This is a genomic window from Paenibacillus sp. FSL H8-0079 (assembly GCF_037991315.1).
Taxonomy (GTDB): Bacteria; Bacillota; Bacilli; order Paenibacillales; family Paenibacillaceae; genus Paenibacillus.
Window position 1 is genome coordinate 2,593,433 of record NZ_CP150300.1, and the last position, 26,571, is coordinate 2,620,003.

Consider the following 26,571-nt stretch of genomic DNA (forward strand, 5'->3'; position numbering starts at 1 on the left):
TTCTCTTCGTGAATGTGTTATATCAGCGTTCTCCAAGAATGACACCGGTTCTCAAGGAAGAGGGACTCGAAATACTCAGGCCTCCAACAGAACCGAGCAAACCCACGTTTTCCATGATATCCATTATTGTGCCGATCATGATGACTATGGTCAGCATTGGTTTCTACGTATATATCAACATGACCGGCAAAATGAACAACAGCAATTATATGATGTTTCAGATGATGACGGTCATGATGATGCTTACTTCTTACACCATTCCATTCTTCGTGTATTTGAGCAACAAGAAATCATATCGCAAAAAATTGGAAGAACGCAAAACCATGTACCTTGCTCAACTCGAAAAACACCGGGAAGAATTGAAGGAAGCGCAGGCGGAGCAAGTAAAGAGCCTGTACGAAATTCATGGTGATCCGGGTGTGTGTCTTCAAGTGGTGAAGAACCGGAACAGTTCCTTGTGGGAACGTTCACCAGAGGACGATGATTTCCTTCAGGTGCGTATTGGTACGGGAGAGATTCCATTCCGAATCAAACTTCAGGTTCCGCGGATTGATGGTTACGAGAAGGATGAGCTGATTGAAGCGGCCCATGAACTTGCGGCTGAATTCCAGACGGTACCGGATGCTTCCATTACATTGCCTTTGTTCCAATCAAAGGTTATGGGACTGGTCGGTGATCGGGAGGAAGTTCTTGCTTCCCTGCGAGTCATCATCTCACAGCTGACAGTACGGCATTCACCAGATGAACTCAAGCTTGCTGCTTTCTATGAAGAGAAGGACAGTAAGGAGTGGGATTGGCTCCGCTGGATGCCCCATATCTGGGATGAAGACCAGGGACAACGCTATATGGCCGACAGGCACAGCGGTGCGCATCAATTGGCGGACAGCTTGTTTTCCGTGTTGAACCGGCGCCGTAACAATAAGGAAGACCGTTACAAGAAAAGCGTGCAAACGCCGTGTTACGTTGTGATTCTCTCCGATACGCAATTAATTGAAGAAGAACCGTTGCTTCCTCTGCTGCTGGAGTCGGCTCAGGAGATTGATGTATGCACCATCATACTGGCTAATCGCAAAGAGTCTCTACCGATGCATTGTCAGTTGATTATGGATGCCTCCAAAGGCAAAGGTGTGTATATCAAAAAAACGGAAGATGCAGATGTTATTCAACAAACGTACAATCCTGATGTGATCTCGAAAGAGATGGCAGAGGCGCTTTCCCGTTATATGTCACCGATCCGGTTGAAGCGTTCATCTGCTTCGGATATCCCGCAAGTGCTCCCGTTATTGGATATGCTGAGCACATCACGGGTGGAGGATCTGGATGTGGTGTCGAGGTGGGGACAGACGAGATATCCTGATACGCTACCCGTACCAATGGGTGTAAGAGCTGGCGGCAAGAAAATTGCGATTAATCTGCATGACAAAATTGAACGTCAGGGTCATGGTCCTCACGGTCTGATTGCAGGTACAACCGGTTCAGGTAAAAGTGAGGTCATCCAGTCCATCGTAGCCTCACTGGCTGCTGAATTCCATCCACATGATCTGGCCTTCATGCTGATTGACTATAAGGGTGGCGGGATGTCCAACACTTTTGTCGATCTGCCTCATGTGGTCGGTACAATCACCAATCTGGATGGAAATCTGATTGAGCGGGCGAATATCTCACTTCGTGCCGAATTGGTCAGAAGGCAAAAGATATTAAATGATGCGGGAAACCTCCAGCACATTGATGAATATTACAAAATTTTGCGTTCCAGACATGAACAGCCACTGCCACATCTGGTCATTATCATTGACGAGTTTGCTCAATTGAAGCGGGACCAGCCGGAGTTCATGGATGAATTGATCAGTATCGCGGCCATTGGTCGGACACTTGGCGTTCATCTAATTCTGGCAACCCAGAAGCCAGCCGGCGTTGTGGACGATAAAATATGGAGTAATTCCCGTTTCCGAATCTGCCTTCGCGTACAGAGTGAGGGAGACAGCAGGGACATGATCAAGATTCCAAATGCTGCCTGGATTACGAAGCCTGGGCGTGGATATTTTCAGGTCGGCAGTGATGAAGTATTTGAAGAAATGCAATTCGCCTGGAGTGGTGCGCCTTATAACCAGCAGGAGGATGCAACGACTGTATTACCTGTTATGGAAGTACGCTTGAACGGTAAGCGGGAACCTCTGTTAACTGGAGAGCGCCGAGCTGTTCTCAAAGGTGAAGATGTTCCGAAACAGCTTCAGGTGTTTATTGACTATGTTGCGCAGTCTGCAGCGGATGCAGGTATCCGTCGTTTGCCAGGACCATGGTTACCACCTTTACCAGAGACACTGGAATGGGAAAGTCTTCCTGACTGGCAGGAAGAAGAGAATCGTGATCTGTTGCTTGATGGCGGGGCGAGTGGTCTGAAACCACTGGTTGGTTTGTTGGATGATCTCCCTAATCAGCGTCAGCAGCCACTTGCATTGCCTATGGATCAAGGCCATCTGGTTGTGTACGGTATGCCAGGACTCGGAAAAACAACATTTGTCCAGACCTTGCTGATGTCACTAGCCCGTTCACACAGAACTGAGCCTTGGCATGGTTACATTATCGATATGGGCCGTATGATGAAAGACTTTGCAGCACTTCCTCAGATCGGTGGCGTGATGATGGCTGAAGAGGAAGACCGGATCAAGCGGTTATTCCGCTATATTCTCAAGCTGTCGGCACAACGCAAAGATATCATCTCGGAGGCGGGCGTTAAAACGATTTCGGCCTATCGCCGAACAGCTCATGCGGCTGTCCCGCAGGTGGTGGTGGTTATCGATGGTTATCTTTCATTCCGCAATGCTTATCCGGAAGAAAATGAACTTTTGGAGACGATCTTGCGTGAAGGCGGAAGTCTGGGCATCACCTTCGTGCTTACTGCCAATCGGGTAACGGATGTTTTTGAGAAATTCAGAAGTAATATTCCTAATGCGGTTTCATTTGAATTATCCGATCCAAGTGATTATTATTATGCCGTGGGAAGACCTTCCAAGGCACCAAGCCAGCTTCCGCCAGGAAGAGGCCTGGTCAAAGGACAGGTACCTCCGTTGATGTTCCAGGCGGCATTACCTTCTTCCGGGGCAGATGAGGGCAAGCGGTCATCGGCACTGCGCCGTACAATCGCTGAGATTCGCCAAGGCTGGACCGGGGAAGAAGCGCCGCAGATTGCTCCGCTTCCGGAAGAGATCAAACTCAAGGATCTGCTCATTCGGACAGGATCATATGGTCAGGCTTGGGATACATCGTCTGTAACGGTGCCTGTGGGATTGCTTACGGATGATCTGGAACCATTCCAGCTTAATCTGCGTGAAGGTCCACATTTCATGGTAACGAGTCCGATGGAAGGCGGCAAAACGACATTTTTGCTGACCTGGATGTTATCACTGGCTTATCATGCTTCTCCGGAAGATGTGCAAATATACACGGTAGATATGCGTTATGGCTCAGGTGGACTGGGGGAAATCAGTAGTCTGCCCCATGTCCGTGGACACGTATCGCGAGAAGAACAGCTTGCACCTGTGATTCAACAGTTGTACGATGAAGTTCTGAAAAGAGGCGAGATTTCCGGTGGACCGGAACTTGTGCTCGTCATCGATGATGCGGACACCTTGTCCAAGCAGCTAAACGATTTTAATGTAAAAGATCAATTGGGAGCGATTGTTCGTCAAGGAAGGGATCGCGGTGTACACGTGATTCTGTCCGGGGTTCCGGCAGACTTCCCGACCTTCGGTTCTGACTGGGTAACGGATGTGAAGGCTTCCCAGAGCGGAATGCTGTTCGGGACTTTAGACCCTAACGATCTCTCGTTCTTCCGTATACCTTATTCGGAATCCGGGGGTAGTACAGGTGGGCTGAAGGTACTGCCTCCGGGTCAAGGTTATTATGTAAAACGTAAATATTCCAGGGTTAAAGGTGCAGTTCCATGTGATGACAGCTGGAAAATGACCGATTGGATTTCTGAAATTCGTGACCGATGGCATGTTGTAGTTTGAGGGGAGGTGGCTCATAATGTTGACGGTTCATGATTCTAAGCAAAAGGTAGTCACGTTACAAACAAAAGAACTTTTTTTCCTGGCCGGTATTCTCGGTTCAGACCGACTGCTTGGTGTGGAAGATCCGTTTCGCGGCTATATGGCGGAGGATATCGCGATGGAGTGGGAGCGCGTCAAGGCCTCCCTGCTTGACAAAGGATATCTGATTCAGGATCAGGAGACGGATGAGCTGATCATGACACCGACCGTTTTCTCCAGGGTAGCCATTGCCGGACTGTCCGACAGAGCTTGTTGGATTCGCTACACGATCAACGGCAAGTCGTATGAGAGTTATATACACTGCACGGATGAGCGGGTCGTTGAAGTTTCCCGTGTTGCCGACGTACCGGACTCGTTCCGGCTCAGCGATCTGGGAAGTGTTCGTGAAGCCATTGATGTTCTGATAGAGCGGATGAAATGGAGCGGCCATTCTCCTGCAGAGAAACCGGCATTAATGTGCTCCAAGAAAAAATTCTATGATGTTATGAATGAGCTGGAAAACAGCGAGGTACAGACGGTAGCTGATGAACTCGCTCAGGAGACAAGTGATCCTGAGGGTTCACTTGCGCTGGCACGCTGTCTGGTGGGTAAGGAGTCAGATGGGGAGCTTCGGTTGCTTGTGTGGAATGAAGAGGGGTGGAAGTCGCAGTCAGCAGCATTTGCTGCAAGTGCGGTATCCAACTGGCTGTTCCGGATGAGCACTGCCGCTTCAGATGATTGGCTTGTTGCAGCACTGACGACTAGAGAACAGTTTCACGAGATGCTGCTGGACTGGCTTAAACAGCCTGCAGGGGAAGAGGAAAGGTGATGGTAAATGCGCATTCGTGTGGAACCGGATGTGCTTCGGGCACTGAGCAGGCAGATTCAGTATGCAGCGGAGCAAATACAGCAAAAGATGGCAGTGTTGGATCAGGCGATTCATTCGCTGGAGTGGGAGGTTGAATCCCGCGCAGCGGTGATGAATGAATGGAATCACAGTAAACGACTGGGCGAGGATGCGCTTCGTCGATTGATGGACTTAAGCGTACAGCTGGGACGCAAAGCGTTGTTATTCCAGCAGGCAGACATGGAGTATCGTTCCGTGCTGAGTCATGTGAACACAGCCTATGGTAATGCGGTCAATATGCTGAATGTTCTTCAGAACAACCGTACAGGAGAAATCATGCCTGCACATTCTGCAACTGTAGCTGTAGTATCCGATCCCCTTTCCGCAATGGCGGCCGTATATCGTGTACAGGATGCCGCTCCGCCTGATGGCTCCCCGGCTACACTGGTACAGGCCATGCAGCCTGAGCCTGTAGCATGGAGATTCACAGACCCTTCCTTTCGGGGAAGAAGAGGAACCGAGCCTGTGGTTTCCTGAACAGGGTGAATAAAAAGGACAGCAGGAAGTGAATATTTTTTTGTAAATAGGCTGTTAGGAGAAGTTTCAAGTGCTGAAAATGGGGTAAATAGGAGTAGGTCCTTCGGCTTTTGTCCGATCGATCCTGGTATAGTACAATTTGAACAAGTAAAAATTTAATTGCACAAACCAAGGAGGAATTTACCAATGGCAGGACGTATTTTAGTTACCCCAGAGCAGCTTGATCAGGTTTCCAACCAATTTAAACAAAGCGGTGAGCAAAGTCAGCAAATCGTATCTACATTGACTCAATCCATCACAAGCATGGAAGGACAATGGGAAGGTATGACAAAGCAACGCTTCTTCCAGGAGTTCCAAGAAGCTAGCAAACAAATGCAATCGTTCGTTCAAACGCTGAACAGCATCAGCGCTGAACTTACAGCTATTGCTAACAAATTCCGTACAGCTGACCAAGCTCGTTAATCTGCTTTACATAGATCAGGCCGATGTGAAGTCTGAGTTCGTCCTGAGTTATAGGTGGGTAGCAAGCTGAAGATGTACAACTACAGCAAAAACCGGGCGTTTTCACAACACCCGGTTTTTGCTGCAACTATGACACTAGGACAGAGAGAGGGATAAGCATGTCTTTTCAACCAAATCCCGGGGATGAAGTGGTGATTAACGACATTGCCTATACGATTGGGCAACATCCGGCTGCGCCGGGTCTGGCTTATGCCCAAGCCGGAAGGCAGGGGATTGTTTATCAGTTGATACCCCGAAATGGTTCCATTCATGGGGCCAAAGCACTAAAAGTGTTTTTTCCTAAATTCCGTATTCCGGCTATGGTATATCAGTCTGAGCATATGGAGTCTTATAGTGAACTGCCAGGTTTGCAGGTATGCAAGCGTGATGTGCTCACTCCGGAAAGAAACGGAGCGCTCATTGGAAAACATCCCGATCTGTTATATGCGGTGTTGATGCCATGGGTGCAAGGTCAGACCTGGTTCGATGTGATTAGCGATCAGAGACAGCTGACGGCAGAGGAGAGCCTGAAGCTGGCCAGAGCGCTTGCCGGAACAGGTTCGGCTATGGAGCAACGTGGACTGGCTCATTGCGATATGTCCGCTCCCAATGTAATGATTCCGTTTTTTTCCGAAGTGGAGAACCTGGGGAAGACGTCTGCGGTAGAACTGGTGGATGTCGAGCAAATGTACGGTTCCAAGATGGATCGTCCGGATGCCCTGCTTGCCGGGTCACCCGGTTATGCGGCCCATCGAACAGTGCACAGTGGTTTGTGGAGTTCATATGCTGACCGATTTGCCGGAGCCGTTATTATTGCTGAGATGTTAAGCTGGTCGGACCCTGTGATTGTAGAGAAAGCCTGGGGCGAAAGCTATTTTGATCAACATGAAATGCAAACGGTGAGTGAACGGTATTATGCGATGCGGGAGTCCCTTGAGAAGCGTTGGGGTTCCAAATTGTCTGAGCTGTTTATTCGCGCCTGGGAAAGTCACGATCTGAGCAGTTGTCCGACGTTTGGTGAGTGGTATGTTGCACTGGCTGCGGTAGATGTTCATCAGACTAATGCGGTTGCTGCTGCGACATCGGGAGAAGACGTTAATCAGCAGCCGGAAACTGTTAATGCGAATCTGAAAAAGAACTCAGAATCTGCAAGTGAAACGTTGAATGATAAAAATGGAAAAAATTCCCAAACGCAGCACTCTCCTGATCAGGAAGCGGTTGTGAACCGTCTGTTCCTGCAAGCAAGAGCCCTGGAGGACGAAGATAAACCAGCGGCTGCACTGGAAGTGTACCGCTCGTTGTATCACTTCATTCCTCATAACAGTGCAATGCAGATGGAAGTTGAGGCCGCAATCAAGGAACTGGATGCGAAGCTCAATCCGAAAGAAGACACAGACAAGCCCGTACCTGTGCCATTCTACAGATCCAAAAAGTTCATGATCTCCTCTGCTGTACTTATTGTATTGCTGGCAGGTGGTGTGCCAACGGTCAAAATACTCGCCGACCAGGCAGAGGTGAAGCAGCAAGAACAACAGGAAGCCATCAGATTGGCAGAGGTTAAGGCTGCGGAAGAGGCTGAAGCTGCGAAGGCGGCTGCACTCAAGCAGCAGGAAGAGCAAGAGAAGCAAAAGGCTGCGGATGCTGCAAAACTGGACGCAGAGGAAAAGAAAAAGCTCGCTGAAGCCAAGCAAAAGGAAGCTGAAGCGAAGAAAAAAGAAGAAGAACGCAAGGCATTACAGGCCAAGTACGACAAACAGGCAAAATATGAGGCCTATCTGGTGAAGCGGGAGCAGCAGAAGAAAGAAGCTGCCAAGAAAGCGGAGCAGGAAAAATACGATAAACAGGCAAAATATGAAGCTTATCTGGTCTGGAAAAAAGAGAATGATGCCAAGCTTGCCAAACAGGAAGCAGAGCGTAAGGCGGCAGCCGAAGTTAAACGTCAGCAGGAGATCGCTCAAAAAGCCGCGCTCAAGAAAAAACGTGCCCAGAATGTGGTCACGCTGATTGCTCATTACAATAAAACGTATAACGCTCAAAAAGGCAGAAAAATTGAAAATGCGGAATCGTATGCCCGTGATTTCAAAAATCTATATAATACCGATGCTGCCTATTTCAAAGGTGTCGGCAAAGTGGCCGCTCGAATGAGCGCCATTAACAAATTCCTGAGCAACAACAGTTATACGTTGCCTAACTTATAAAAAAACAAGTGAACGATGGAGGTGACTCACCCTAGATGAACTACACGATTCAAGCATCGCAGCGTACACCTGCACTTATTATATATTTAATTGATATTAGCGCCTCCATGAATATGGTTCTGGAAAATCGTCGTCGGATTGACGTCGTCTATGATGCTTTATCTCTCGCGATTCGCCAAATGGTATTTCGGTCCACCAAGGGAAATCGACTGACACCTCGCTATCGGATAGCTATATTAGCTTATAGCGATGATGTATATGACTTGTTGAACGGAATCAAAGGGATTGACGAGATTGCTGCAGTTGGTTCTTTGCCTGATCTGACACCGAGACGCTTTTCGGATTCTGCGAAGGCTTTCCTACAGGCTGAGAAGATACTACAGGCCGAAATTCCGAATATGCAGGATTGTCCTGCGCCACTCGTATGCCACATGACGGATGGGGTAGCTACAGGTGAAGATCCTGAGCCTATTGCGAAAAGAATCATGGGCATGAGTGTACCTGACGGCAATGTACTGGTGGAGAATATCTTTATATCCGATCATCTGCTGGAAGGGCCGATCACTGAACCTAGAAGATGGAAGGGAATCTCTTCGGAAACGAATCTTCAGGATGAGCATGGAGAGAAGTTGCGTAACATGTCATCCGTCCTGCCCGAAAGTTATCGGGAAATGCTTGTTGAAGCTGATTATTTGCTTGCACCCGGTGCACTCATGATGCTGCCAGGTACCTGCGCAGAATTGGTATCGATCGGGTTCCAGATGTCCGCTGCTACGCCTGTGAGATAGGAGGGGAATCATGAGAGCAATGCGTTTGGCAACATTGTCTGCTGGAGATAAGGGGGGCCATGCCGAGCAACGGCATGGCAACTTTCGCTATGTGAGTGTACAGACCGGTGAACAGCCACTAACCCGCTACCAGGGCACATTCAAATGCAGGTATGGTTATGGCAGAGCGGCAGAGACGGTTAATCAGGGAGATACTGGACAAGACTTTGCTGCGGTCCGTATGAATGGGAATGTCTGCAATTTTGTATTATGTGATGGGGTAGGCATGAGTTATCTGGGAGACTTTGCAGCACGTTTTCTGGGGAATGCTTTGTTGGAGTGGCTGGAAACGACGCAACACCCGACGCAAGAGGGCGTTGAGCGTCTTCTTCATGAACTGACCCTTCCCGCATCCGAGCAACTGGAGAAATTACAACCATTGGATAGTTCCCCTCTGTTGCTGCGTGAAGTGTTGATGGAGAAGCGAAGCAGGGGCAGTCAGGCCATGTATGTGTGTGGACGGATTGAGCTTACGGGAGGCGGCCGCAAAAGCCGTGTGTGGCTTGCGTGGCAAGGAGATTCACGTATTCGCCTCTGGCGTAATCACCAGGAACAGTCTGACATGTTCCAGGCACATTGCAAGACGAATGAGCGTTGGTCTACACTTGAAGGACCTGTCGGTGGTAAGCCGCACATCTGCGAGATGAAAGGGTCCGTAGGCGATTCACTGCGTCTTCAGTTATACACGGATGGATTAAATGATCTGGATGCCATCCAAGCTTATGTGCCCGATGAACACATTCAGGTACTGCTGGATGCTACACATACCGGCGGTCTTGAAGATGATGCCGCTTTCATTGAGTTGGAATGGTAAGTGCAGGATATCAAGATGTGGATCGATCCTGATGAAGCTGTGACATTGGTGTAGATCAACTGTGAAAAAACTTGCTGGTGTTGATTTAAAAGACACTCTTTTTGGGTAATCTTGTGAAGAATTGACTTTAAGTACGTGTTCAAAAAGGTCGCTTTTCAGTACCAATGATGAGCTTGAACGTACATTCTTACATAATTGCTAAAATGAAGGAGTGGAATGGATAATGACACAACATAACGGCAAGTCACGTTTCCAAGGCAAGGTTGCGATTATTACCGGAGCAGGCTCCGGAATTGGGAAGGCTACTGCGGTCAAGCTGGCTAAAGAGGGTGCAAAAGTTGCACTGTTTGATCTGGTGAATGATCGAATCTCGGAAACGGAAGCTGAGATTAATGCGCTGCAGCCTGGTGTGGCAAGAGCATTCGATGTAGACATTTCCGACCCGGCACGTGTGGAAAAGGCAGTGCTCGAAACCGTGGAATTATTCGGTGGTTTGGATATTGTTTTTGCCAATGCCGGTATTAACGGAGTATCGGCACCCATAGAGGATATTCAGGTTGAAGAGTGGCAACAGATTATTACAACGAACCTGAATGGTACGTTTTTCACCATTAAATATGCATTGCCGCACTTGAAAAAACGAGGCGGTGGCAGCATTATCATCACGAGTTCCATCAACGGAAATCAACGCTTCTCAAGCTTCGGCATGTCAGCGTATAGCACGTCCAAGGCAGGGCAGGTTGCATTTGCGAAGATGGCAGCGCTTGAGCTGGCGAAGTTCAAGATACGTGTAAACGTGATCTGTCCAGGAGCGATTGCGACCAATATCGATCAAAGTACGGTCAAAACGGATGATTTGCAGCATATCATTATTCCAATGGAGTTCCCGGAAGGACAGCAGCCACTTGCGGACGGGCCGGGTCAGCCGGAACATGTTGCGGATCTGGTAAGTTTCCTCGCATCGTCCGAATCCAGACATATTACCGGAGCAGAGATCGTGATTGATGGTGCCGAGTCATTGCTCAGCTAAGTGAGCATTCTGGATCAATTTCATTTTTGCTGAAATAAGTATGTCTGCGATAGTCGTTCCTCTGGGACGGCTTTTTTTGTTATAATGCTAACATTCGAATACTGAGGCTGAAGAGTAGTAGGGTACATTTATTAGGAGCGATCATATGCATATAGAGTTACCGATACAAGAGATTATTCCGGAGTTAAGGCAGTTATTTCGGGATCAAGATACAGGTGTGTTAATTGCAGAACCGGGTGCGGGAAAAACGACTGTTGTACCGCTGGCTTTGCTGGAGGAACCGTGGGTTGCGGGACGCAAAATCATTATGCTGGAACCCCGAAGGCTGGCCGCGCGTTCAGCTGCATCGAGATTGGCGGCTACACTAGGGGAAAAAGCGGGGCAAACCGTAGGCTATCGTGTACGCATGGATACACGGGTGAGTCAGGCGACACGCATTGAAGTTGTGACGGAAGGCGTATTGACCCGAATGTTGCAGCAGGATCAGGGTCTTGAAGACACGGCAATGATTATCTTCGACGAATTCCATGAGCGTCACCTACACGGGGACTTGGGCTTGGCCCTGGCATTGGAATCGCGAGCGATGTTACGTCCAGACCTGAAACTGCTGGTGATGTCGGCGACCCTTGATCCGGTTCCCGTCTGTGCATTGCTTGGTGAAGGTACAAGATCAATTCACTGTCCGGGACGCACGTTTCCGGTGGAAACACGATATGTGCCAAGACCGGCAGCTATGCAGCTGGAACAATTCACGGCTCAGACGGTGAACAAGGCATTAGTTGAACAGGAGGGAGACGTACTCGTTTTTCTTCCTGGTGCAAGAGAGATACACCGTACAGAGCGGGAGTTATCGAATGGTTCTCTTCCTGGACATGTGAAAGTTCATTCCCTGTATGGCAGTATGCCGGTGGAACAACAGGATGAGGTGATAAAGCCGGCGGCTGAGGGTTGGCGCAAGGTCGTATTGTCCACGTCCATTGCGGAATCCAGTCTTACGCTGGCTGGCGTTAAAGTTGTGGTAGACGCGGGGCTGAGCCGAGCATCGGCATTCTCGCCGCGTACGGGCATGAGCCGACTTGTTACCCTGCCGGTGTCCAAGGCGTCAGCTGATCAGCGGCGGGGGCGTGCAGGGCGTATCGCCCCAGGGGTGTGTTACCGGCTATGGAGCGAAGAGGTTCATGGGGGACTGCCTGAGGCAGCTCGCCCAGAGATCACTTCCGCGGATCTTGCGCCGCTGGCGCTGGAGCTTGCCGTTTGGGGTGTTCAGTCCCCAGCAGAGCTGCAATGGCTGGACACCCCGCCTGACGCCGCCTACGGCCAGGCACAGGCGCTGCTGCGCCAGCTGGGCGGCCTGGACGACGCAGGCCGCATCACGCCCTTCGGGCGGCGGATGAACACGCTTGGCGTGCATCCGCGACTGGCCAGCATGCTGCTCCGCGCAGCGGAGCTTGGGCTGGCCAGCTACGCCAGCATGCTGGCGGCACTGCTGCAGGAGCCTGCCGGCCTCCGCAGCAGTGGCAGTGCAGGCGCGGGCACGGACCTCCGCCCGCGCGTAGAGGCGCTGCTGATCGCGGACAGCAGCGGCATGCCGCAAGCGGCAGCGGCTGCCCTAGACGGCGCGGCCGTGCGGCGCATGCTCCAGGAGAGCCGCCAGCTGCGCTCGGCGCTCGGCCCGGCGGCCGATCCGGTGCGGCCGGATGAGGACAGCTGCGGATTGCTGCTGTCCTTCGCCTATCCGGACCGGATCGGGCAACGCCGGGAGGACGGCCGCTATCTGCTGAGCAGCGGCCGCGGCGTACGGGTCGCAGCGACAGAATCGCTGAGCCGTGCAGCGTATCTGGTCGCAGCCGAGGCAGACGACCAAGGCGCAGATGCGCGCATCCTGCTGGCTGCGCCGTTGCAGGAGCAGACCTTGTTGCAGGCAGGTCAGCACTTGCTGCGCGATGAAGTGCAAGTGGCTTGGGATTCCAATACCCGCAGCGTGCGGGCACATAAGAGACTTCGTATTGGAGCCCTTGTGATTAAAGAGAGCAGTATTGCACAGCCGCCTGAAGATCAGGTGCTGGAAGCACTATTATCCGGGATACGGATGGAAGGGCTGGATTGTCTGCCCTGGACAAAAACATCCAGACAACTTGCGGACAGGCTACGGTTCCTGCATCTCCATTTACCTGAGTGGCCTGACCTGATCGAAGATGATCTGACCGAAGAGTTGGCAGAACATCTTACCCCTTATCTGACAGGCATGCGATCGGCAGCCGACCTGAAGAGATTGTCAATGCAGGATGTATTACTGGGTGGATTGAGCTGGGCGCAACGACAACAACTGGACGATGAAGCGCCGACGCATATACAGGTGCCCAGTGGCTCACGTATTCCTGTGGACTACAGTCGTCCAGAGGACCCGGCGCTGGCAGTAAGATTACAGGAGATGTTTGGACAACAGGAGACACCGCGTATAGCGGGTGGGCGAGTCCCGTTGACCATCCACTTGTTATCGCCAGCTCAGCGACCTGTACAGGTCACACGAGACTTGGCCAATTTCTGGCGAGAGACGTACTTTGACGTCAAAAAAGATCTGAAAGGTCGTTATCCGAAGCACTACTGGCCGGATAATCCACTTGAAGCGGTCGCCACAAATCGAGCCAAACCACGGGGCAAATAGATGAATTATTTCGTTTTTCAAATATCAACGATTTGGTTCCCAAAGGGCGCGTATCAGGGTTAGACTCTGCTGAACAACAGTCAGTTTTGTAGCTGATCGAATCATTCTCTGTCTTAAAGAATCACCCTTTAACCAGGACGTGTCTCCAAACTCGCTAACGTGCATCTTCTACTATCTTTTCGCTCCATGTTACGTCACTTTGCCTTTTCATCCCATGCTGCGTCAATTTCCCTTGACGTGCCCCGGCACGCCTGCCGAAAACTTCCGGCATGGGACGAGAATTCGGCAAAATCTGCTTCTTTAGAGGTTGAAGGCACACCCCAGAGCGTATCTTCAAACCTGCCGAAGCCGAAGCGTAACTGCACGTGCCTGGGGAGCTGAACATGGAGCAGAACCATGAGCGGAGCGCTAACGAACTTGTGACGTCTTATTCAGCGATTTGAAGCGCCCACAGTAACCTAAGGAATCTAAAACACGCTATATTTGAATAACCAGCCATTTACAACGGGTTTGTCAGGTGATTTTGGTAAATAACGTGTCTCATGTTCCTTACAAAATATAAGGAGGGCCCGAAGGATAAATAAGACGTCCTCGGTTCCTTAGAAAATTGCCTGGGACAATCCGCCAGGATCAGCCAGCCTAGACTTCAAGATGTTCTGGACGCCGACGTGCTTCAACGTAAAACATGCCTGACAACGTATCACATACCTGAGTTTGAAGGCACACCCTGATGAGGATTAATAAGGAATGAACTTCAGCAATTTTTTACTATCAACACATAGTATATTGACTTGCAAACGTTTAAAAGAAACTTAGGAGGGTAATAACATAGCGAACCACTCAATAATATGAGGAGGGATTCACTATGCAGAAGAAAATCGTAGGTGTGTTTAATACAGAACGTGAAGCATCGCAGGCTATCGAGGGTCTGAAAGCACAAGGATTCACTTCAGACGAAATCTCCGTTGTTACACAAGATCGGGACGAACTGAAGGCAATTCGGGAAGAGACAGGTACCAAAGCCCCTGAGGGCGTGGCTGCTGGTGCAGCAACAGGTGGTGTCCTTGGTGGTGTAGCCGGTCTGCTCGCAGGTATCGGTGCACTAGCCATACCCGGCATAGGACCGATTCTGGCCGCAGGCCCTATCGCAGCAGCATTTACCGGTGCAGCTGTGGGCGCAGGAGCTGGCGGATTGGTGGGTGGACTTGTGGGTCTTGGTATTCCGGAAGAGGACGCTAAACAGTATGAGGAGTATGTACAGAATGGTAAAATCCTGTTGCTCGTAGATTCTACGGATCGGGACTCCGATGTGTACGATGTGTTCAGTGGCAACAGCCAGCTTAACCGAGACAGAGCCGAAGCAGCTCATCGCGGAGATGTGCCAGCCGAACGTCCGGATCTGGATATGGAAGAACGCAGATTGGAAGCCCAAAACAAGGCAGCGCGATTCGGTAACAATACATTCCTGTAAACTTGCCGCGAATTTAATCGATATGAAATAAAACCCAATGACTTATTATCTGTAAAATGGAATGACATATATGATCCACCAGATGGTCATTAGCCGGTTTCCTTAAGGGAAGCCGGCTTTTGTCCCTGTGTTGCATATGGGTGGGTGTCAATAATGTCGGATGGTGTTTTTACCCAGTCAAGCAGGGAATAACAATACATATAACAGTACAGCCAAAGCGAGTCCAATCATCAGTAGCATCATGGTAAGAAACCGGATTAATCCGGTCGATGCCTGAAACGTCTGTTCATTGATTTGTGTACGCTTCCGATGATACGCTGCTGCCGAATACACAATGATGGATATGCCGGCAATCAGAGAAGTGATACCCGTAATAATCGCCGCAATATGTGCAAGCCGATCATACGCCGACGAGTTGAAACCAAATCCGGCAGCAAGAAATCCGATGCCCGCCATGGCAATACCGGTGCGTACCCAGGCCAGAAAAGTTCGCTCGTTAGCCAGATGTTGCTGGACATACTTGGAATCGGTAGTGGTTACGTCTTTGTCTGTTAAAGAAATGTGAATCAACTCCGTTCATTAAATATACGGCTTCATTGTACTTTGTTTTTATCGCAAAACCAAGAAAGGATGGCTGAATGTATGCCTCGCAAAGAACGAATTACAGAAATAGAGAGCTTAAGGGGAATTGCCTTTGGAGCGGTGGTTCTCCAGCATTCCATCGCACATTACTCATTAGTCCCGGAAACGAGACTGGAGGATGGCGTGTTACTGGCCATACTGCTGATGCTCTCCAAATTTGCAGTTCCTTTATTCATATTCATAACAGGTATGGTGCTGTTTTATAACACGGGAGACAAGCTGAATTACGGCAAGTTTATGAGAAAAAGAGTAAACGACGTGATCGTGCCTTACCTGATCTGGTCACTCATTTATTTTACACTTGCACCGCGAGGCTGGACCGGATTTGGATGGAATGACATCCCAGACCTAGGCCTGAAGTTGCTTACGGGCAAAACGACTTCACACTTTTGGTACATCATTATGTTGATTCAGTTTTATCTGTTATTTCCGCTCTTTTTGCGAGCCATTCGTTATGTATATAACCGATATGAGGCCAAGGGGCGCTTGATCGCATTATTGATTTCTGGTGTGGTGTATCTTGTACTTGCGGATCAATTAAGAAACATCGCCAAGTTCATGGAACGGCTGAATATCCCGGTGCTGACAGATGCTTTTACAACGTATGCAGACCGTAATTTCCTCTATTTCTTTATTTATTTTGTACTTGGTGCAGCAGCGGGGTTATCCGTCCAGCACTGGAATGAATGGATTCATCGATTGCGTTGGATATACTGGACAGTGTTTATTGTTCTGGGTCTGCGGTTTACTTATTTATTAATGCTGGAGTTTCAGAAGCCGGAAGGAATCAAAATTACATTCTACACAGTCAGCTTGATCCGCCCTGATATGGCACTCTTTCTGATCGCTTCCATTATGGTCATGTACCAGCTGGCCGGAAAACTTCACAACCTCAGGGCTACACGATTGCTGGGATGGATTGGTGGTGTATCGTATGGCGGTTATCTGATGCATATGTTGATGCTGCGGTATAGCTACATTCCGGATGAACTGTTTTATGTTTCCATGGGCTTGAACCCTGTCGTTCGAATGATCATCACCTGGTTGTTGGCTCTCACATTATCTTGTGTACTGACATGGCTTATCTCTCGTGTAAGCTGGGGCAAATGGATTGTGGGAACCGTACCGAAATCTGTCCACAACAAATGAATCCATCAACATATGAAAAATTCACAACAGTTTACAATAGCTGTACAAGAGTGATCTCACGACTCCCTGAGCCCTGAAATAAACAAACTTTGGAATCAATTTCATAACTCACTAAAAATGAAATTCTGTAACTAGATATAGACAAATTGAACCGTTTCGATCTATATCCAGCCTTGATTGAAGCAGCTAAAGGTATTATGAAATTGATTCTTTTGAATAAAAATTAAAATTTCATTACATGAAAAATTCACAACAGAAAATCTTTTTCCGTGCTTCCCTCAGGTTAACGCTTATCCATACGATTTCTTTCTCACCTTCTTTGAAGATGGATAAAAGGGAGGCAAAGCGGAGAAAGATGGCAGAACCCGAACATAAGTTTTATAATACTAGATATATAGGTTCTGATAGGAGGGGAATGAACGTGGCTTTTATGATTGCACAGCGGGCATTTATTAAGCTGTATCTGATTACGATGGTTGAACAGCACAGGGGATATGGTTACGAGATGCTGGAGGCGATGAAGCAGGAATTCAAAGACTACGGTTATGTACCACCCCAGAGCGAGGTATATCGGGCATTACATGAATTGGTACAGCAAGGTGTTTTTTATCGCACGAAGAAGCTGAAGGGTAACGATCCGAAGGTCGATTTTCAGGAAATCGTTTTATATCATTTTACGGATGATGGTGCGGAGAAAGCCGAATTATACAAGAAACAGGTCAAAACAGATCTGGATCGTTGTCTAGGCATGTTACACAAGGCAGAAGAGGACAATTACGGTACGAAAGGAAGATGAGCATGAATAGACAGTTACAGTGGGGTGTACTCGGTACGTCAACCATTGCCAAAAATGCAGTCATTCCGGCGATCCAGCAGTCCGAACGTGGTGAGGTGCTGGCGATTGCCAGCCGCAGCAAAGAAAAGGCGGAAACCCTTGCCGAAGAACTCGGCATTGCCAGATCGTATGGCAGTTATGAAGAGCTCATCGCTGATCCGGACATCGAAGCCGTCTATATTCCTTTGCCTAACCATATGCACAAAGAATGGACCATCAAAGCGGCACAGGCTGGCAAACACGTGTTGTGTGAGAAACCAGCAGCCCTGAGTGCAGATGAATCCGCAGAAATGATCGAGGCATGTCACCAGCAAGGCGTTCTTTTTGCAGAAGCAATTATGTATCGATATCATCCCAAGCACAGACGTGTGCAAGAGATTATAGCCAGTGGAGAGATTGGCATCGTCAGAGCCATCCATGGCAATTTTACTTGTAATACCGCTGATGATAAGGAGAATGTAAGGTTCAAAAGAGAGATGGGCGGCGGATCATTATTCGATCTTGGCGTGTATCCGATCTCGGCAGCCCGGATGTATCTGGGACAGGAACCGGAAGCGGTGACGGTACACGCTCTATTCTCGGACGAGCATGATGGCGTCGATATGATGGCATCGGGACTAATAGAATTTCCGAATTCGGTAGCCTTAACTTTTGACTGTGGCATGTGGGCTTCAGGTCGTGCGGAGATGGAGATTCTCGGGACGGAAGGGCGAATTGAACTGCCAAAAGTGTTTGGCTGGGAGAACAGCGATATTCCGCCTCAGATTATTGTGCACACGGATTCGGTCAGTCGTGAGGAACGTGTATCGGTATCGAATTCCTATGTGCTTCAGGTAGAGACGTTCGCAGCAGCTGCACTTGAAGGAGAGGCTTTGCCTTTCAGTCCGGAAAATACCATTCAGAACATGCGTGTCATTGATGCGTGCCTGGAATCGGCTCGAACTCGTCAACGTGTGCAGCTGATCGATTAGATCAATTCAAACCAAACATACTAGAAAATGCAGACTCCATCTTCAAGATGAGAGTCTTTTTTCTATCTTAAAATGTTAGAATTATAATATTTTACAATTAAAACCTCTTCATTTGATATTTCTACCAAAATGATGTGATATAAATAGTCATGAGATGACTTGTTTACTATAATCTTGCAGAACGTTCAGCTAGACAGTTACAGCTTGCACAACATATCGTGGCAACGTTCATCTACTTTGAGGATCGGGAGGCAGGATTGATGAAAAAACTACTATCAACCGCTTTACTGGCATTGTTGTTGACGTTCGTTTTCTTGACAGGATCACAGTTCACCCCAGCCCCACAGCAGAAGGCATCTGCTGCAACATGTACCATCATCAATACGTTTACGGGTGTAGCAAACTATTTGAGTGCAAACGGAACGTTACCATGTAACTTTATTACCAAATCACAGGCAACAGGACTCGGCTGGGTAGCTTCACAAGGAAACTTGGCTGTCGTCGCTCCTGGGAAAAGCATCGGCGGAGACACATTCGGCAATCGCGAGGGGCTTCTGCCAGCAGCGAGCGGACGGACATGGCGTGAAGCGGATATCAACTATACTTCCGGCTTCCGTAATTCGGATCGGATTGTGTATTCGAATGATGGACTCATCTACAAAACGACAGATCATTATGCATCCTTTACACTTTTAAAATAGAGAAAGGGGCAGTCATGAATATTGTGATTCTGGATGGAGTAGACTTTGCGAGTACAGCTGAACTTCATCAGAATTTAAAGGATAAGCTGGCTCTGCCGGATTTTTATGGCGGTAATCTTGATGCATTGTGGGATTGCCTGACGGGTACGATTGAACTTCCACTTGAGCTAAAATGGACCAACTACCGAATCAGCGAAGAACGACTGGGGAATGAAGCAGACCGGGTACGTGATTTGATGTTGGAGGTACAGGCTGAGCAGTCTGGATTTCAATTAAGTGTTGAGAAGTAGGCAGAAAATGAAGGCAGTTCAAATACGATCAGCCCAACCTAACAGACCACATATGGTCTGTTTTTTTGTGTTATAGGGGATTGTTCAAAAATTCCGTTGTTGATTACGAATCATCTGAAAGTAGAGCGAGATTTTACTTTGTTTACTTGTCGTTAAAATTATTTTCACGGAGGTATTGATTTCTGCATAATGTACGTTAAAATAAAATTAACATGAAAAATATTTTAACGTTAGGGAGTGGGAAGCCATGAACGATAGCACAGCAGTTGGCAAGCAAGGCATAGGTGAATTAATACGAAGCAGGCCCTATATGCAATTTATGCTCAGTAGAGTTGTATCCAGATTTGGTGATTCCATTGATTCGATTGCATACAGCTGGATGGTGTACATTCTGACCGGTTCGAAAGTGTTGATGGGTACGTTACTGGCGGTGAATTTCTTACCCAATATCCTCCTGGGTCTGTTCGCCGGTGCTTTGGTTGATCGCATGTCTCCCAAAAAAGTGATTGTGATTACCAATACGGGTCGCGGTTTATTCGTTGGGATTACAGCCCTGTTGTTCGGATTGGGGCAACTCGAAGTGTGGCATCTGTTTGTCATCACGATTCTGAACTCTTTGCTGGAATGCTTCACTACTCCTGCGGAAGTGTCCAGTGTCCCCAGATTGCTTCCCCAATCGATGCTGCTTTCGGGTAATGCCATGTCCTCTTCCGCAACCAGAGTGGCAGAACTCGCAGGACTTGCAGTGGCGGGTGCACTCATTGCTTCAATAGGTATTGCCTGGACGATCTTGATAGATGCGGGGTTGTTCGCGTTAAGTGCTTTAATTATGAGCCGAGTAGGCTATCCTGAAGTTTTAACATCTGCTAACAATGAAAATAAAACATCTACTGCAATAGATTTTCTTCCATCCGAAAAAAGTAGTATATTCTCCGAAATGGCGGAAGCCTTTCATTTTCTCCGTAAACAGGCCTTATTGCTAATCGTCTCCATCCTGTTTGCCTTCGTTAATTTCTGCCTGATGCCGTTCAATGTTCTCCGTGCACCGTATGTCATTGAAACGCTGCATGCTGGCGCTTGGGGATTAAGTCTGCTCAGTGGGCTGATGGTGGGAGGCATGTTGCTGAGCGGTGTGTGGTTGACACAAAGGGGAGCAAATTATCGTAAAAGTGTGCTGGTCATCAGCGGTATTGTCATGTTGGGCCTCAGTTATGCTATGACGGCACTCCCAGCTTATATGACGTCCTTCCAACTGCCGGTTGCAGCGGCCTTTTGTCTACTGATGGGAATGGGGATTCCACTGGCTACAACACCGCTGGCTACCTATCTTATGGAAGTGACCCCTTCCGAGATGCTAGGCAGGGTGTATGCCCTTCAAAGTATGCTCGTCTTGAGTGTCGCACCACTTGGAAGCCTGGTTTCGGGGGCACTTGCGGATTGGATGACCATGCCTGTTCTGTTTATCGTCTTCGGTATTATGCTTGCCATGTCAGCAGGTATGCTGCTATTTAGCAAAAGTTTTCGAACTGCGCTGTGAAGTACATTCAGAAGCGATCATTATCCGATTTTAGGTGGCATGTCATCTCTGGCTTGTTTTGACCGAAGCCCTGACGCAGCGGTATAATAGATTCATCGATGGGCAACAGGTACCCCGGAAATGAGGATACAGGGATGCAGCACAAAGTTCTTTCCACAATTGAAGAAATTAAAATCTACTCCGATCCGTATCGGATACAGATTATGAATATGTTTAACAAGCAGGGCAGACCATCCACTGTCAAAGAGATCGCTGATCAGATGGGTGAGGTACCAGCCAAAGTGCATTATCATGTGAAAAAGCTGGAGAAAATCGGTCTGCTCACGATCGTTTCCACGCGGGAGATTAATGGCATTATTGCGAAGTACTACGAACCATTTACCGGAGAGATCCATCTTCGACATGAAGATGAAGACAAGGAAAACTCACCATTAAAACAGGTGTTTCGGTCCGAAACGCTCAAATTATTAAATGAAATGTTCGAACAAAGTCGTCAGCGATTCATGCATCAGGCGGAAAACGAAGACCGGATGTTTCTCTCGGATATCACGTTGTATGCAAACCGTGAGGAAGTAGAGCAATTGTATAAGAACATCATAAAACTCTGTGAACCCTATACAACAAAAGAGAATCAACAAGGGGAACATGAGGTCTTTCAGTTATTCTCTGCCCTCTCTAAACCTATAGTGAAAATACCTGTGTCTAAGACAGATGCAAAAGAGAAAAAGAAAGTTACGTCTGATAAGGACAAAGCAACTACGAAAAAGTCTCGATCTGTGTCTAAGAGACAAGAATCTTCATCATCTGGTAGTGAGTTGGAAGAATAAACGGATGGAATACATGGGTTCAGCCTTATCGCTGGAAGCAAGTAACCGCAAATGTGAGAGACTGTTTTGAAGAAAACTAGAAAAAGCCGCCATTGGCGGCTTTTTAATGCGTGATAAGACAGGATAACGGTGGTGTATCCTATTGAATCAAATTCATTTTTGATGCATAACCGTTACAATTCATAACCACGTTACATGTTCTCATCATAGTCCTTCACATCACGTTTGGCTGCAGTTGAAGGGGAGTTGGATGTACCGTATTCTTCGACCGCTTCCCAGGCATCAGCGTTGTCGAACTTGCCGGCGTTACGCTGTCTTACTTCTCCAGCACCGCTCGGAGGCATCGTCATGACCTCTTCTTCAACGGGCCGATCGTTGCTGATCTCCCGATTAGGCGTGTCATCAATACAGTAAGCGGTATAGGGGATAGCCTCAAGTCGTTCGAAGGGAATATCTTCTCCGCACGTTACACAGGTTCCGTATGTACCTTGTTCCAACCGTTCCAATGCGTCGTTCACTTGATTGAATTCGTCTGTTAATGTATCGTCGATCGCCAGATCACGGCTGCGTTCAAATGTTTCCGTACCGGCATCTGCCGGGTGGTTATCGTATGAGGACAGCTCACCTGTTGAATCTTTCAGCGACTCGACTGGAGCACCGTCTTCCATGCTGGATTCAAAATGACGCTGCAAGTTTTCGCGTTGCTCCAAAAGGGCGTTTTTCAGTTCTTGACGTTGATCTTTGGTTAAAGTACTCATAAGGACATGCTCCTTTCCCGTTGTGGGGTGTATGTGTCCTTACCCGAATCGGATGAAAAGCAATCATTTTCGAGGAATAGGGTCGTATCATTTTATATCTGACGGATTATGTGTTATAAAAAATAGAGAGAGAAAATGCCGTATGTTTTTCACTGGAAAAAGGAACCACGGCTTGGCTTATAATGGAGGTTGTCAATATGGATGAACATATGAAACGAAGATTGGATAAACAAAGACAATTGTTCAAACAATTGGGTGTACAGCTAGATGCGTTATCGATTCATGAAAAACAATTCAATTATAAACTTCGTGGTTATGATCCGGATGAGGTGGACGCCTATCTTGACCTGGTCATCAAAGATTACGAACGTTTCTATGCCAATATTGCAGATCTGATGGACAAATGGCAAGAACAGCAGTTAACGATTCGGGATCTTAAGTCGTCCGCGAAACCGGTGGAAGATCCGACCAAGATTGATCGCAAACAGCTGGATGATATTGTGAAACAACTGGAATACAGTGTGCGACAACTCAAGATCAGAGCACGTCCCGAACAGGATCTGTTCTCTGAATAATGTCAGCACGTCTAGGATGATATTTAAAATGTTCAAAAAAGGTGGTTAATCATGAGTACTCATTTTTCGGTCAGTGTGCATTGTTTGTTGTTATTGTCACTCAGCGCGCCTGAACGAATCACGTCTGCACATATTGCAGGAAGCGTGAATACCAACCCTGTCGTCGTCAGACGGATTCTGGGCGGGCTGAAAAAGGCAGGATTGGTGAATTCCTCTCCTGGAACAAGAGGTTTCTATTTGGCGAAGCCATCCAATGAAATTACATTAGACATGATCTATCAGGCTGCCAAGGATGAGGGTCCATTGTTCCCGATTCATGGAAATTGTAACCCGGATTGTGAAGTGGGCTTGCATATAGACAGCCTCTTGACCAATCTGTATCAGGTTGCAGAGTCCAAGGTGGAGCAGTTCTTTGCATCCATTACGCTCGAAGATATGGAGCGATCCAGTTCCCAGATGCAAGCTGTCTCATCGCAGACAGAGTAGATTGCAATCAGAGGTAAAGGAAAGGTGGGTTGTTATATGAAAATTGTAGTCATCTCCGACACGCATTGTTCACGAAAATCACGCAAGTTACCAACTCAACTCCTTGATGTATTACCGAGTGCAGATCTCATTCTTCATGCCGGTGACTGGTCGGATTGGAGTGTACATCCATTGCTTAGTGAGTATGCACCAGTTGAAGGGGTAGCTGGTAATACGGACCCGTCCGAAATCGCTGAAAAACTGGGATATTCCCGTATTGTTGAAGTGGAGGGGCTTCGTCTGGGTCTTGTGCACGGTCATCTAGGGTCCAAGGGTACAGAGCAGAATGCAATTCATACCTTTGCTGGCCAGCATGTGGATGCTGTGATCTATGGACACTCACACATCCCGGTGATGCATACCGTGGACAATACGTTGGTGTTTAATCCTGGGTCCCCTACGGATCGGCGTTTTCAGAAGCAATATTCATTCGGCATCATGACGATCGATCAGGGGATAATACAGGCTGAGCATGTGTTCTTTGACCGGAATTAGAGAAACATGCACGGATTGCGTACCTATAAACCTTTAAAAGGCATCTTTGAACAGAGGCAGATTCTGTTTCAGGGGTGTCTTTTTTGTTTTTTTCTCATTTTGTCACTTGGGAAGTTATCTCTGAATGCGGAATGTGCCCTGTTCGTTATCTGTCATTCATCTGTTGGCGTTTCCCCCTATGGTGAGGTTCAGTGGAGTGATACAATGCCTTTACGACATAAAATGAATGCGTTTACATAAGGAGATGGATCATGATGAAACTGTCTGTATTCACCGTGGCTACCCCTGATCTGAATGCAGAAGAATTGGCATCGGCAGCGGCAGCGGCAGGGATCGATGGAATCGAATGGAGATTCCGCGGAATTCCTGAAGATGCGATATCCGAGGAGCCTTCTTACTGGAGAAATAATCGATGTTCGGTAGATCCGAGCCGCTGGCAGGAACAGATTCCTGTTTTCCGTGAAGCGGCGGAAGGGCAAGGCAGAAAATCCATCGCTCTGGTGCCTTATCTGAATTGTGGAGATCTGTATGCCACAGAGCAGGCATTTCAGGCTGCAGCTGGGTTGGGAACATCAATGATGCGTGTGGGTGTTCCTGGGTATGATCGCAAGACCAGCTATCCTGAGTTGTACCGTAAAGCCGTTCAATACCTGAGTGAAGTGCAGGATCTGGCCAAACAGTACAACATCAAGGCGCTTGTAGAGACACATCATCAGACGATTGCACCGACGGCATCACTGGCCTATCGACTTGTGCAATCGCTGGACCCGCAGCATGTGGGTGTATTGTACGATCCAGGTAATATGGTGCATGAAGGATATGAGAATCACCGGATGGGACTTGAGTTGCTAGGTCCGTATCTGGCTCATGTGCATGTAAAAAATGCCGGGTGGTTTGAAGCAGAAGGGAAAGAATCACAAAAGGCTAATGTGACTGAGAAGAGCAGCGGAGTGAATCTGAATACAGCCTGGAAATGTCACTGGACGCCGCTGACTGAAGGCATGGTCGATTGGGTACAGATGGTGCTGGATCTTCGTGCCGTTGGGTATGACGGATACTACGGCATTGAGGACTTTAGTGGTGCCTTGGAATCCAAGGCGATGTTACAGCATTTTGCAGACGTTTTCGCCGAAATTGAGCGTCGTGTGGACGAGGAGGAGCAGTCATGAGTATCGTAAGAGTAGCGGTGATTGGTATTGGAAATATGGGAGCATCACATGCCAGAACGTTGGTTGCCGGAGAAGTACCCGGTGCAGAACTGGTCGCCGTATGTGATGTAAGAAGAGAGATGGAGAGCTGGGTATCCAGTCATCTTCCGGCAACGGTTACCTATTGGCAGGAGGCTGAGCAGATGATGGCTTCAGGTACGATTGATGCAGTCATTATTGCAACGCCGCACTATGACCATCCAGAACAGGCTATTCAAGCGTTCCAGCATGGCTTGCATGTCATGATTGAGAAGCCAGCCGGTGTGTATACGAAGCAGGTACGCAAGATGAATGAAGCGGCCGCAGCCAGCGGTAAAGTCTTTTCCATGATGTACAACCAGCGGACCAATCCACTCTACATTAAGCTGAGAGACTTGATCGCTTCGGGGGAACTGGGTGAGGTACGGCGTACCAATTGGATTATTACGAACTGGTATCGATCCCAGAGTTACTATGATTCCGGTGGCTGGCGGGCAACTTGGGCAGGCGAAGGTGGCGGTGTACTGATTAACCAGGACCCGCATCAACTGGATCTGTGGCAGTGGACCATCGGCATGATGCCGGTGCGAATGCGTGCTTTCTGTTCGTTTGGCAAGTATCGGAACATTGAAGTGGAAGATGATGTAACAGCTTATGTGGAATATGAAAATGGAGCTACAGGTGTGTTTGTAACCACAACAGGTGAAGCACCGGGTACCAATCGATTCGAGGTCAACGGAGACCGAGGTAAAATCGTAATCGAAGATGGAAAACTTACGTTCTGGCGACTTCGGGAATCTGAGCCTGAATTCAATCAGCGGTTTACCGGAGGTTTTGGACAGCCAGAATGCTGGAAATGTGAAATCCCGATTACAGGTGTGGAAACGGGGCACCCGGGTCTGATTCGTAACTGGGTAGATGCGATTCGTACAGGCGCACCACTCATTGCTCCCGGTGAGGATGGTATACACGGATTAACATTGTCGAACGCGATGCTGCTGTCTACCTGGATGGATAATTGGGTGGATCTGCCAATCGATGAGGATCTATTCTATGAGCATCTGCAGGAACGCATTGCTGGATCAACGACGAAGAAAGACAAGGCATTCAGTGGCGCTCAACCTGCTGATCTGAGTCAGACGTTTAAATAAAGACGAT

Annotated in this window: 24 protein-coding genes; 22 read left to right on the forward strand and 2 right to left on the reverse strand. The window is 48.2% G+C overall.

Annotation, left to right across the window (positions count from 1 at the left end):
• Positions 1-8 precede the first annotated feature (8 nt).
• The 10 genes from essC (at position 9) to MHI06_RS11835 (ending at position 14,921) form a co-directional block, all read left to right on the forward strand.
• Complete coding sequence (gene essC, locus MHI06_RS11790) at positions 9-4,013, forward strand: type VII secretion protein EssC (RefSeq protein WP_340401553.1); 4,005 nt, start codon at positions 9-11, stop codon at positions 4,011-4,013.
• A gap of 16 nt (positions 4,014-4,029) precedes the next feature.
• Positions 4,030-4,860 (forward strand): hypothetical protein, encoded by an 831-nt coding sequence (locus tag MHI06_RS11795; protein WP_169478420.1) that lies wholly within the window; start codon positions 4,030-4,032, stop codon positions 4,858-4,860.
• A 6-nt stretch (positions 4,861-4,866) separates the two neighbouring features.
• Entirely contained in the window at positions 4,867-5,415 is a 549-nt protein-coding gene (locus MHI06_RS11800; RefSeq protein WP_169478419.1) for a WXG100 family type VII secretion target, read from the forward strand.
• A gap of 186 nt (positions 5,416-5,601) precedes the next feature.
• On the forward strand, positions 5,602-5,877 hold the full coding sequence (locus MHI06_RS11805; protein WP_017689071.1) for a WXG100 family type VII secretion target: 276 nt from the start codon (positions 5,602-5,604) through the stop codon (positions 5,875-5,877).
• Between the two features lie 158 nt (positions 5,878-6,035).
• Positions 6,036-8,114, forward strand: coding sequence for a hypothetical protein (locus MHI06_RS11810; RefSeq protein WP_340401555.1), 2,079 nt, complete (start codon positions 6,036-6,038; stop codon positions 8,112-8,114).
• A 35-nt stretch (positions 8,115-8,149) separates the two neighbouring features.
• Entirely contained in the window at positions 8,150-8,902 is a 753-nt protein-coding gene (locus MHI06_RS11815; protein WP_169478417.1) for a vWA domain-containing protein, read from the forward strand.
• 10 nt (positions 8,903-8,912) lie between these two features.
• Positions 8,913-9,755: a hypothetical protein gene (locus tag MHI06_RS11820; protein ID WP_340401556.1), complete on the forward strand. Its 843-nt coding sequence runs from the start codon at positions 8,913-8,915 to the stop codon at positions 9,753-9,755.
• A gap of 223 nt (positions 9,756-9,978) precedes the next feature.
• Positions 9,979-10,785, forward strand: coding sequence for an SDR family NAD(P)-dependent oxidoreductase (locus tag MHI06_RS11825; RefSeq protein WP_340401557.1), 807 nt, complete (start codon positions 9,979-9,981; stop codon positions 10,783-10,785).
• 145 nt (positions 10,786-10,930) lie between these two features.
• Positions 10,931-13,450, forward strand: a complete 2,520-nt coding sequence (gene hrpB / locus MHI06_RS11830) for an ATP-dependent helicase HrpB (protein WP_340401558.1) — start codon at positions 10,931-10,933, stop codon at positions 13,448-13,450.
• An 865-nt stretch (positions 13,451-14,315) separates the two neighbouring features.
• Positions 14,316-14,921 (forward strand): general stress protein, encoded by a 606-nt coding sequence (locus MHI06_RS11835; protein WP_017689064.1) that lies wholly within the window; start codon positions 14,316-14,318, stop codon positions 14,919-14,921.
• A gap of 177 nt (positions 14,922-15,098) precedes the next feature.
• Here MHI06_RS11835 and MHI06_RS11840 read toward each other — a convergent pair whose 3' ends face one another.
• Positions 15,099-15,491, reverse strand: coding sequence for a DUF202 domain-containing protein (locus MHI06_RS11840; RefSeq protein ID WP_340401559.1), 393 nt, complete (start codon positions 15,489-15,491; stop codon positions 15,099-15,101).
• A 72-nt stretch (positions 15,492-15,563) separates the two neighbouring features.
• Between MHI06_RS11840 and MHI06_RS11845 the strand changes: the two genes are divergently transcribed.
• The 7 genes from MHI06_RS11845 (at position 15,564) to MHI06_RS11875 (ending at position 21,873) form a co-directional block, all read left to right on the forward strand.
• Positions 15,564-16,712: an acyltransferase gene (locus MHI06_RS11845; RefSeq protein WP_340401560.1), complete on the forward strand. Its 1,149-nt coding sequence runs from the start codon at positions 15,564-15,566 to the stop codon at positions 16,710-16,712.
• A 421-nt stretch (positions 16,713-17,133) separates the two neighbouring features.
• Positions 17,134-17,508 (forward strand): helix-turn-helix transcriptional regulator, encoded by a 375-nt coding sequence (locus tag MHI06_RS11850; RefSeq protein ID WP_036609188.1) that lies wholly within the window; start codon positions 17,134-17,136, stop codon positions 17,506-17,508.
• Positions 17,509-17,510: 2 nt separating this feature from the next.
• Positions 17,511-18,518, forward strand: a complete 1,008-nt coding sequence (locus MHI06_RS11855) for a Gfo/Idh/MocA family oxidoreductase (protein ID WP_340401561.1) — start codon at positions 17,511-17,513, stop codon at positions 18,516-18,518.
• A gap of 260 nt (positions 18,519-18,778) precedes the next feature.
• Complete coding sequence (locus MHI06_RS11860; protein ID WP_340401562.1) at positions 18,779-19,219, forward strand: ribonuclease; 441 nt, start codon at positions 18,779-18,781, stop codon at positions 19,217-19,219.
• Positions 19,220-19,233: 14 nt separating this feature from the next.
• The gene (locus MHI06_RS11865; RefSeq protein ID WP_340401563.1) at positions 19,234-19,509 is read left to right on the forward strand and encodes a barstar family protein; all 276 of its coding nucleotides are present in this window, start codon (positions 19,234-19,236) and stop codon (positions 19,507-19,509) included.
• A gap of 247 nt (positions 19,510-19,756) precedes the next feature.
• A complete protein-coding gene (locus tag MHI06_RS11870; protein WP_340401564.1) occupies positions 19,757-21,046 on the forward strand; it encodes an MFS transporter in 1,290 nt (429 codons plus the stop codon).
• A 134-nt stretch (positions 21,047-21,180) separates the two neighbouring features.
• Positions 21,181-21,873 (forward strand): helix-turn-helix domain-containing protein, encoded by a 693-nt coding sequence (locus MHI06_RS11875; RefSeq protein WP_340401565.1) that lies wholly within the window; start codon positions 21,181-21,183, stop codon positions 21,871-21,873.
• A 191-nt stretch (positions 21,874-22,064) separates the two neighbouring features.
• On the opposite strand, the gene MHI06_RS11880 is transcribed toward MHI06_RS11875, so the two are convergent.
• A complete protein-coding gene (locus tag MHI06_RS11880; protein WP_340401566.1) occupies positions 22,065-22,631 on the reverse strand; it encodes a TraR/DksA C4-type zinc finger protein in 567 nt (188 codons plus the stop codon).
• A gap of 197 nt (positions 22,632-22,828) precedes the next feature.
• Between MHI06_RS11880 and MHI06_RS11885 the strand changes: the two genes are divergently transcribed.
• The 5 genes from MHI06_RS11885 (at position 22,829) to MHI06_RS11905 (ending at position 26,564) form a co-directional block, all read left to right on the forward strand.
• Entirely contained in the window at positions 22,829-23,206 is a 378-nt protein-coding gene (locus MHI06_RS11885; protein ID WP_024630343.1) for a DivIVA domain-containing protein, read from the forward strand.
• A gap of 51 nt (positions 23,207-23,257) precedes the next feature.
• Positions 23,258-23,692, forward strand: coding sequence for an Rrf2 family transcriptional regulator (locus MHI06_RS11890; protein WP_340401567.1), 435 nt, complete (start codon positions 23,258-23,260; stop codon positions 23,690-23,692).
• A 36-nt stretch (positions 23,693-23,728) separates the two neighbouring features.
• Entirely contained in the window at positions 23,729-24,226 is a 498-nt protein-coding gene (locus tag MHI06_RS11895) for a metallophosphoesterase family protein (RefSeq protein ID WP_340401568.1), read from the forward strand.
• A gap of 254 nt (positions 24,227-24,480) precedes the next feature.
• Positions 24,481-25,395, forward strand: coding sequence for a sugar phosphate isomerase/epimerase family protein (locus MHI06_RS11900; protein ID WP_340402097.1), 915 nt, complete (start codon positions 24,481-24,483; stop codon positions 25,393-25,395).
• Positions 25,392-26,564 (forward strand): Gfo/Idh/MocA family oxidoreductase, encoded by a 1,173-nt coding sequence (locus MHI06_RS11905; RefSeq protein WP_340401569.1) that lies wholly within the window; start codon positions 25,392-25,394, stop codon positions 26,562-26,564. The genes MHI06_RS11900 and MHI06_RS11905 overlap by 4 nt, the downstream gene beginning before the upstream one ends.
• Positions 26,565-26,571: the final 7 nt, after the last annotated feature.

Coding starts and splice junctions, on each gene's coding strand:
- MHI06_RS11795 (WP_169478420.1), top strand. CDS start 4,030: ATGTTGACGGTTCATGATTCTAAGCAAAAGGTAGTCACGTTACAAACA.
- MHI06_RS11800 (WP_169478419.1), top strand. CDS start 4,867: ATGCGCATTCGTGTGGAACCGGATGTGCTTCGGGCACTGAGCAGGCAG.
- MHI06_RS11805 (WP_017689071.1), top strand. CDS start 5,602: ATGGCAGGACGTATTTTAGTTACCCCAGAGCAGCTTGATCAGGTTTCC.
- MHI06_RS11810 (WP_340401555.1), top strand. CDS start 6,036: ATGTCTTTTCAACCAAATCCCGGGGATGAAGTGGTGATTAACGACATT.
- MHI06_RS11815 (WP_169478417.1), top strand. CDS start 8,150: ATGAACTACACGATTCAAGCATCGCAGCGTACACCTGCACTTATTATA.
- MHI06_RS11820 (WP_340401556.1), top strand. CDS start 8,913: ATGAGAGCAATGCGTTTGGCAACATTGTCTGCTGGAGATAAGGGGGGC.
- MHI06_RS11825 (WP_340401557.1), top strand. CDS start 9,979: ATGACACAACATAACGGCAAGTCACGTTTCCAAGGCAAGGTTGCGATT.
- hrpB (WP_340401558.1), top strand. CDS start 10,931: ATGCATATAGAGTTACCGATACAAGAGATTATTCCGGAGTTAAGGCAG.
- MHI06_RS11835 (WP_017689064.1), top strand. CDS start 14,316: ATGCAGAAGAAAATCGTAGGTGTGTTTAATACAGAACGTGAAGCATCG.
- MHI06_RS11845 (WP_340401560.1), top strand. CDS start 15,564: ATGCCTCGCAAAGAACGAATTACAGAAATAGAGAGCTTAAGGGGAATT.
- MHI06_RS11855 (WP_340401561.1), top strand. CDS start 17,511: ATGAATAGACAGTTACAGTGGGGTGTACTCGGTACGTCAACCATTGCC.
- MHI06_RS11860 (WP_340401562.1), top strand. CDS start 18,779: ATGAAAAAACTACTATCAACCGCTTTACTGGCATTGTTGTTGACGTTC.
- MHI06_RS11865 (WP_340401563.1), top strand. CDS start 19,234: ATGAATATTGTGATTCTGGATGGAGTAGACTTTGCGAGTACAGCTGAA.
- MHI06_RS11870 (WP_340401564.1), top strand. CDS start 19,757: ATGAACGATAGCACAGCAGTTGGCAAGCAAGGCATAGGTGAATTAATA.
- MHI06_RS11875 (WP_340401565.1), top strand. CDS start 21,181: ATGCAGCACAAAGTTCTTTCCACAATTGAAGAAATTAAAATCTACTCC.
- MHI06_RS11880 (WP_340401566.1), bottom strand. CDS start 22,631: ATGAGTACTTTAACCAAAGATCAACGTCAAGAACTGAAAAACGCCCTT.
- MHI06_RS11885 (WP_024630343.1), top strand. CDS start 22,829: ATGGATGAACATATGAAACGAAGATTGGATAAACAAAGACAATTGTTC.
- MHI06_RS11890 (WP_340401567.1), top strand. CDS start 23,258: ATGAGTACTCATTTTTCGGTCAGTGTGCATTGTTTGTTGTTATTGTCA.
- MHI06_RS11895 (WP_340401568.1), top strand. CDS start 23,729: ATGAAAATTGTAGTCATCTCCGACACGCATTGTTCACGAAAATCACGC.
- MHI06_RS11900 (WP_340402097.1), top strand. CDS start 24,481: ATGAAACTGTCTGTATTCACCGTGGCTACCCCTGATCTGAATGCAGAA.
- MHI06_RS11905 (WP_340401569.1), top strand. CDS start 25,392: ATGAGTATCGTAAGAGTAGCGGTGATTGGTATTGGAAATATGGGAGCA.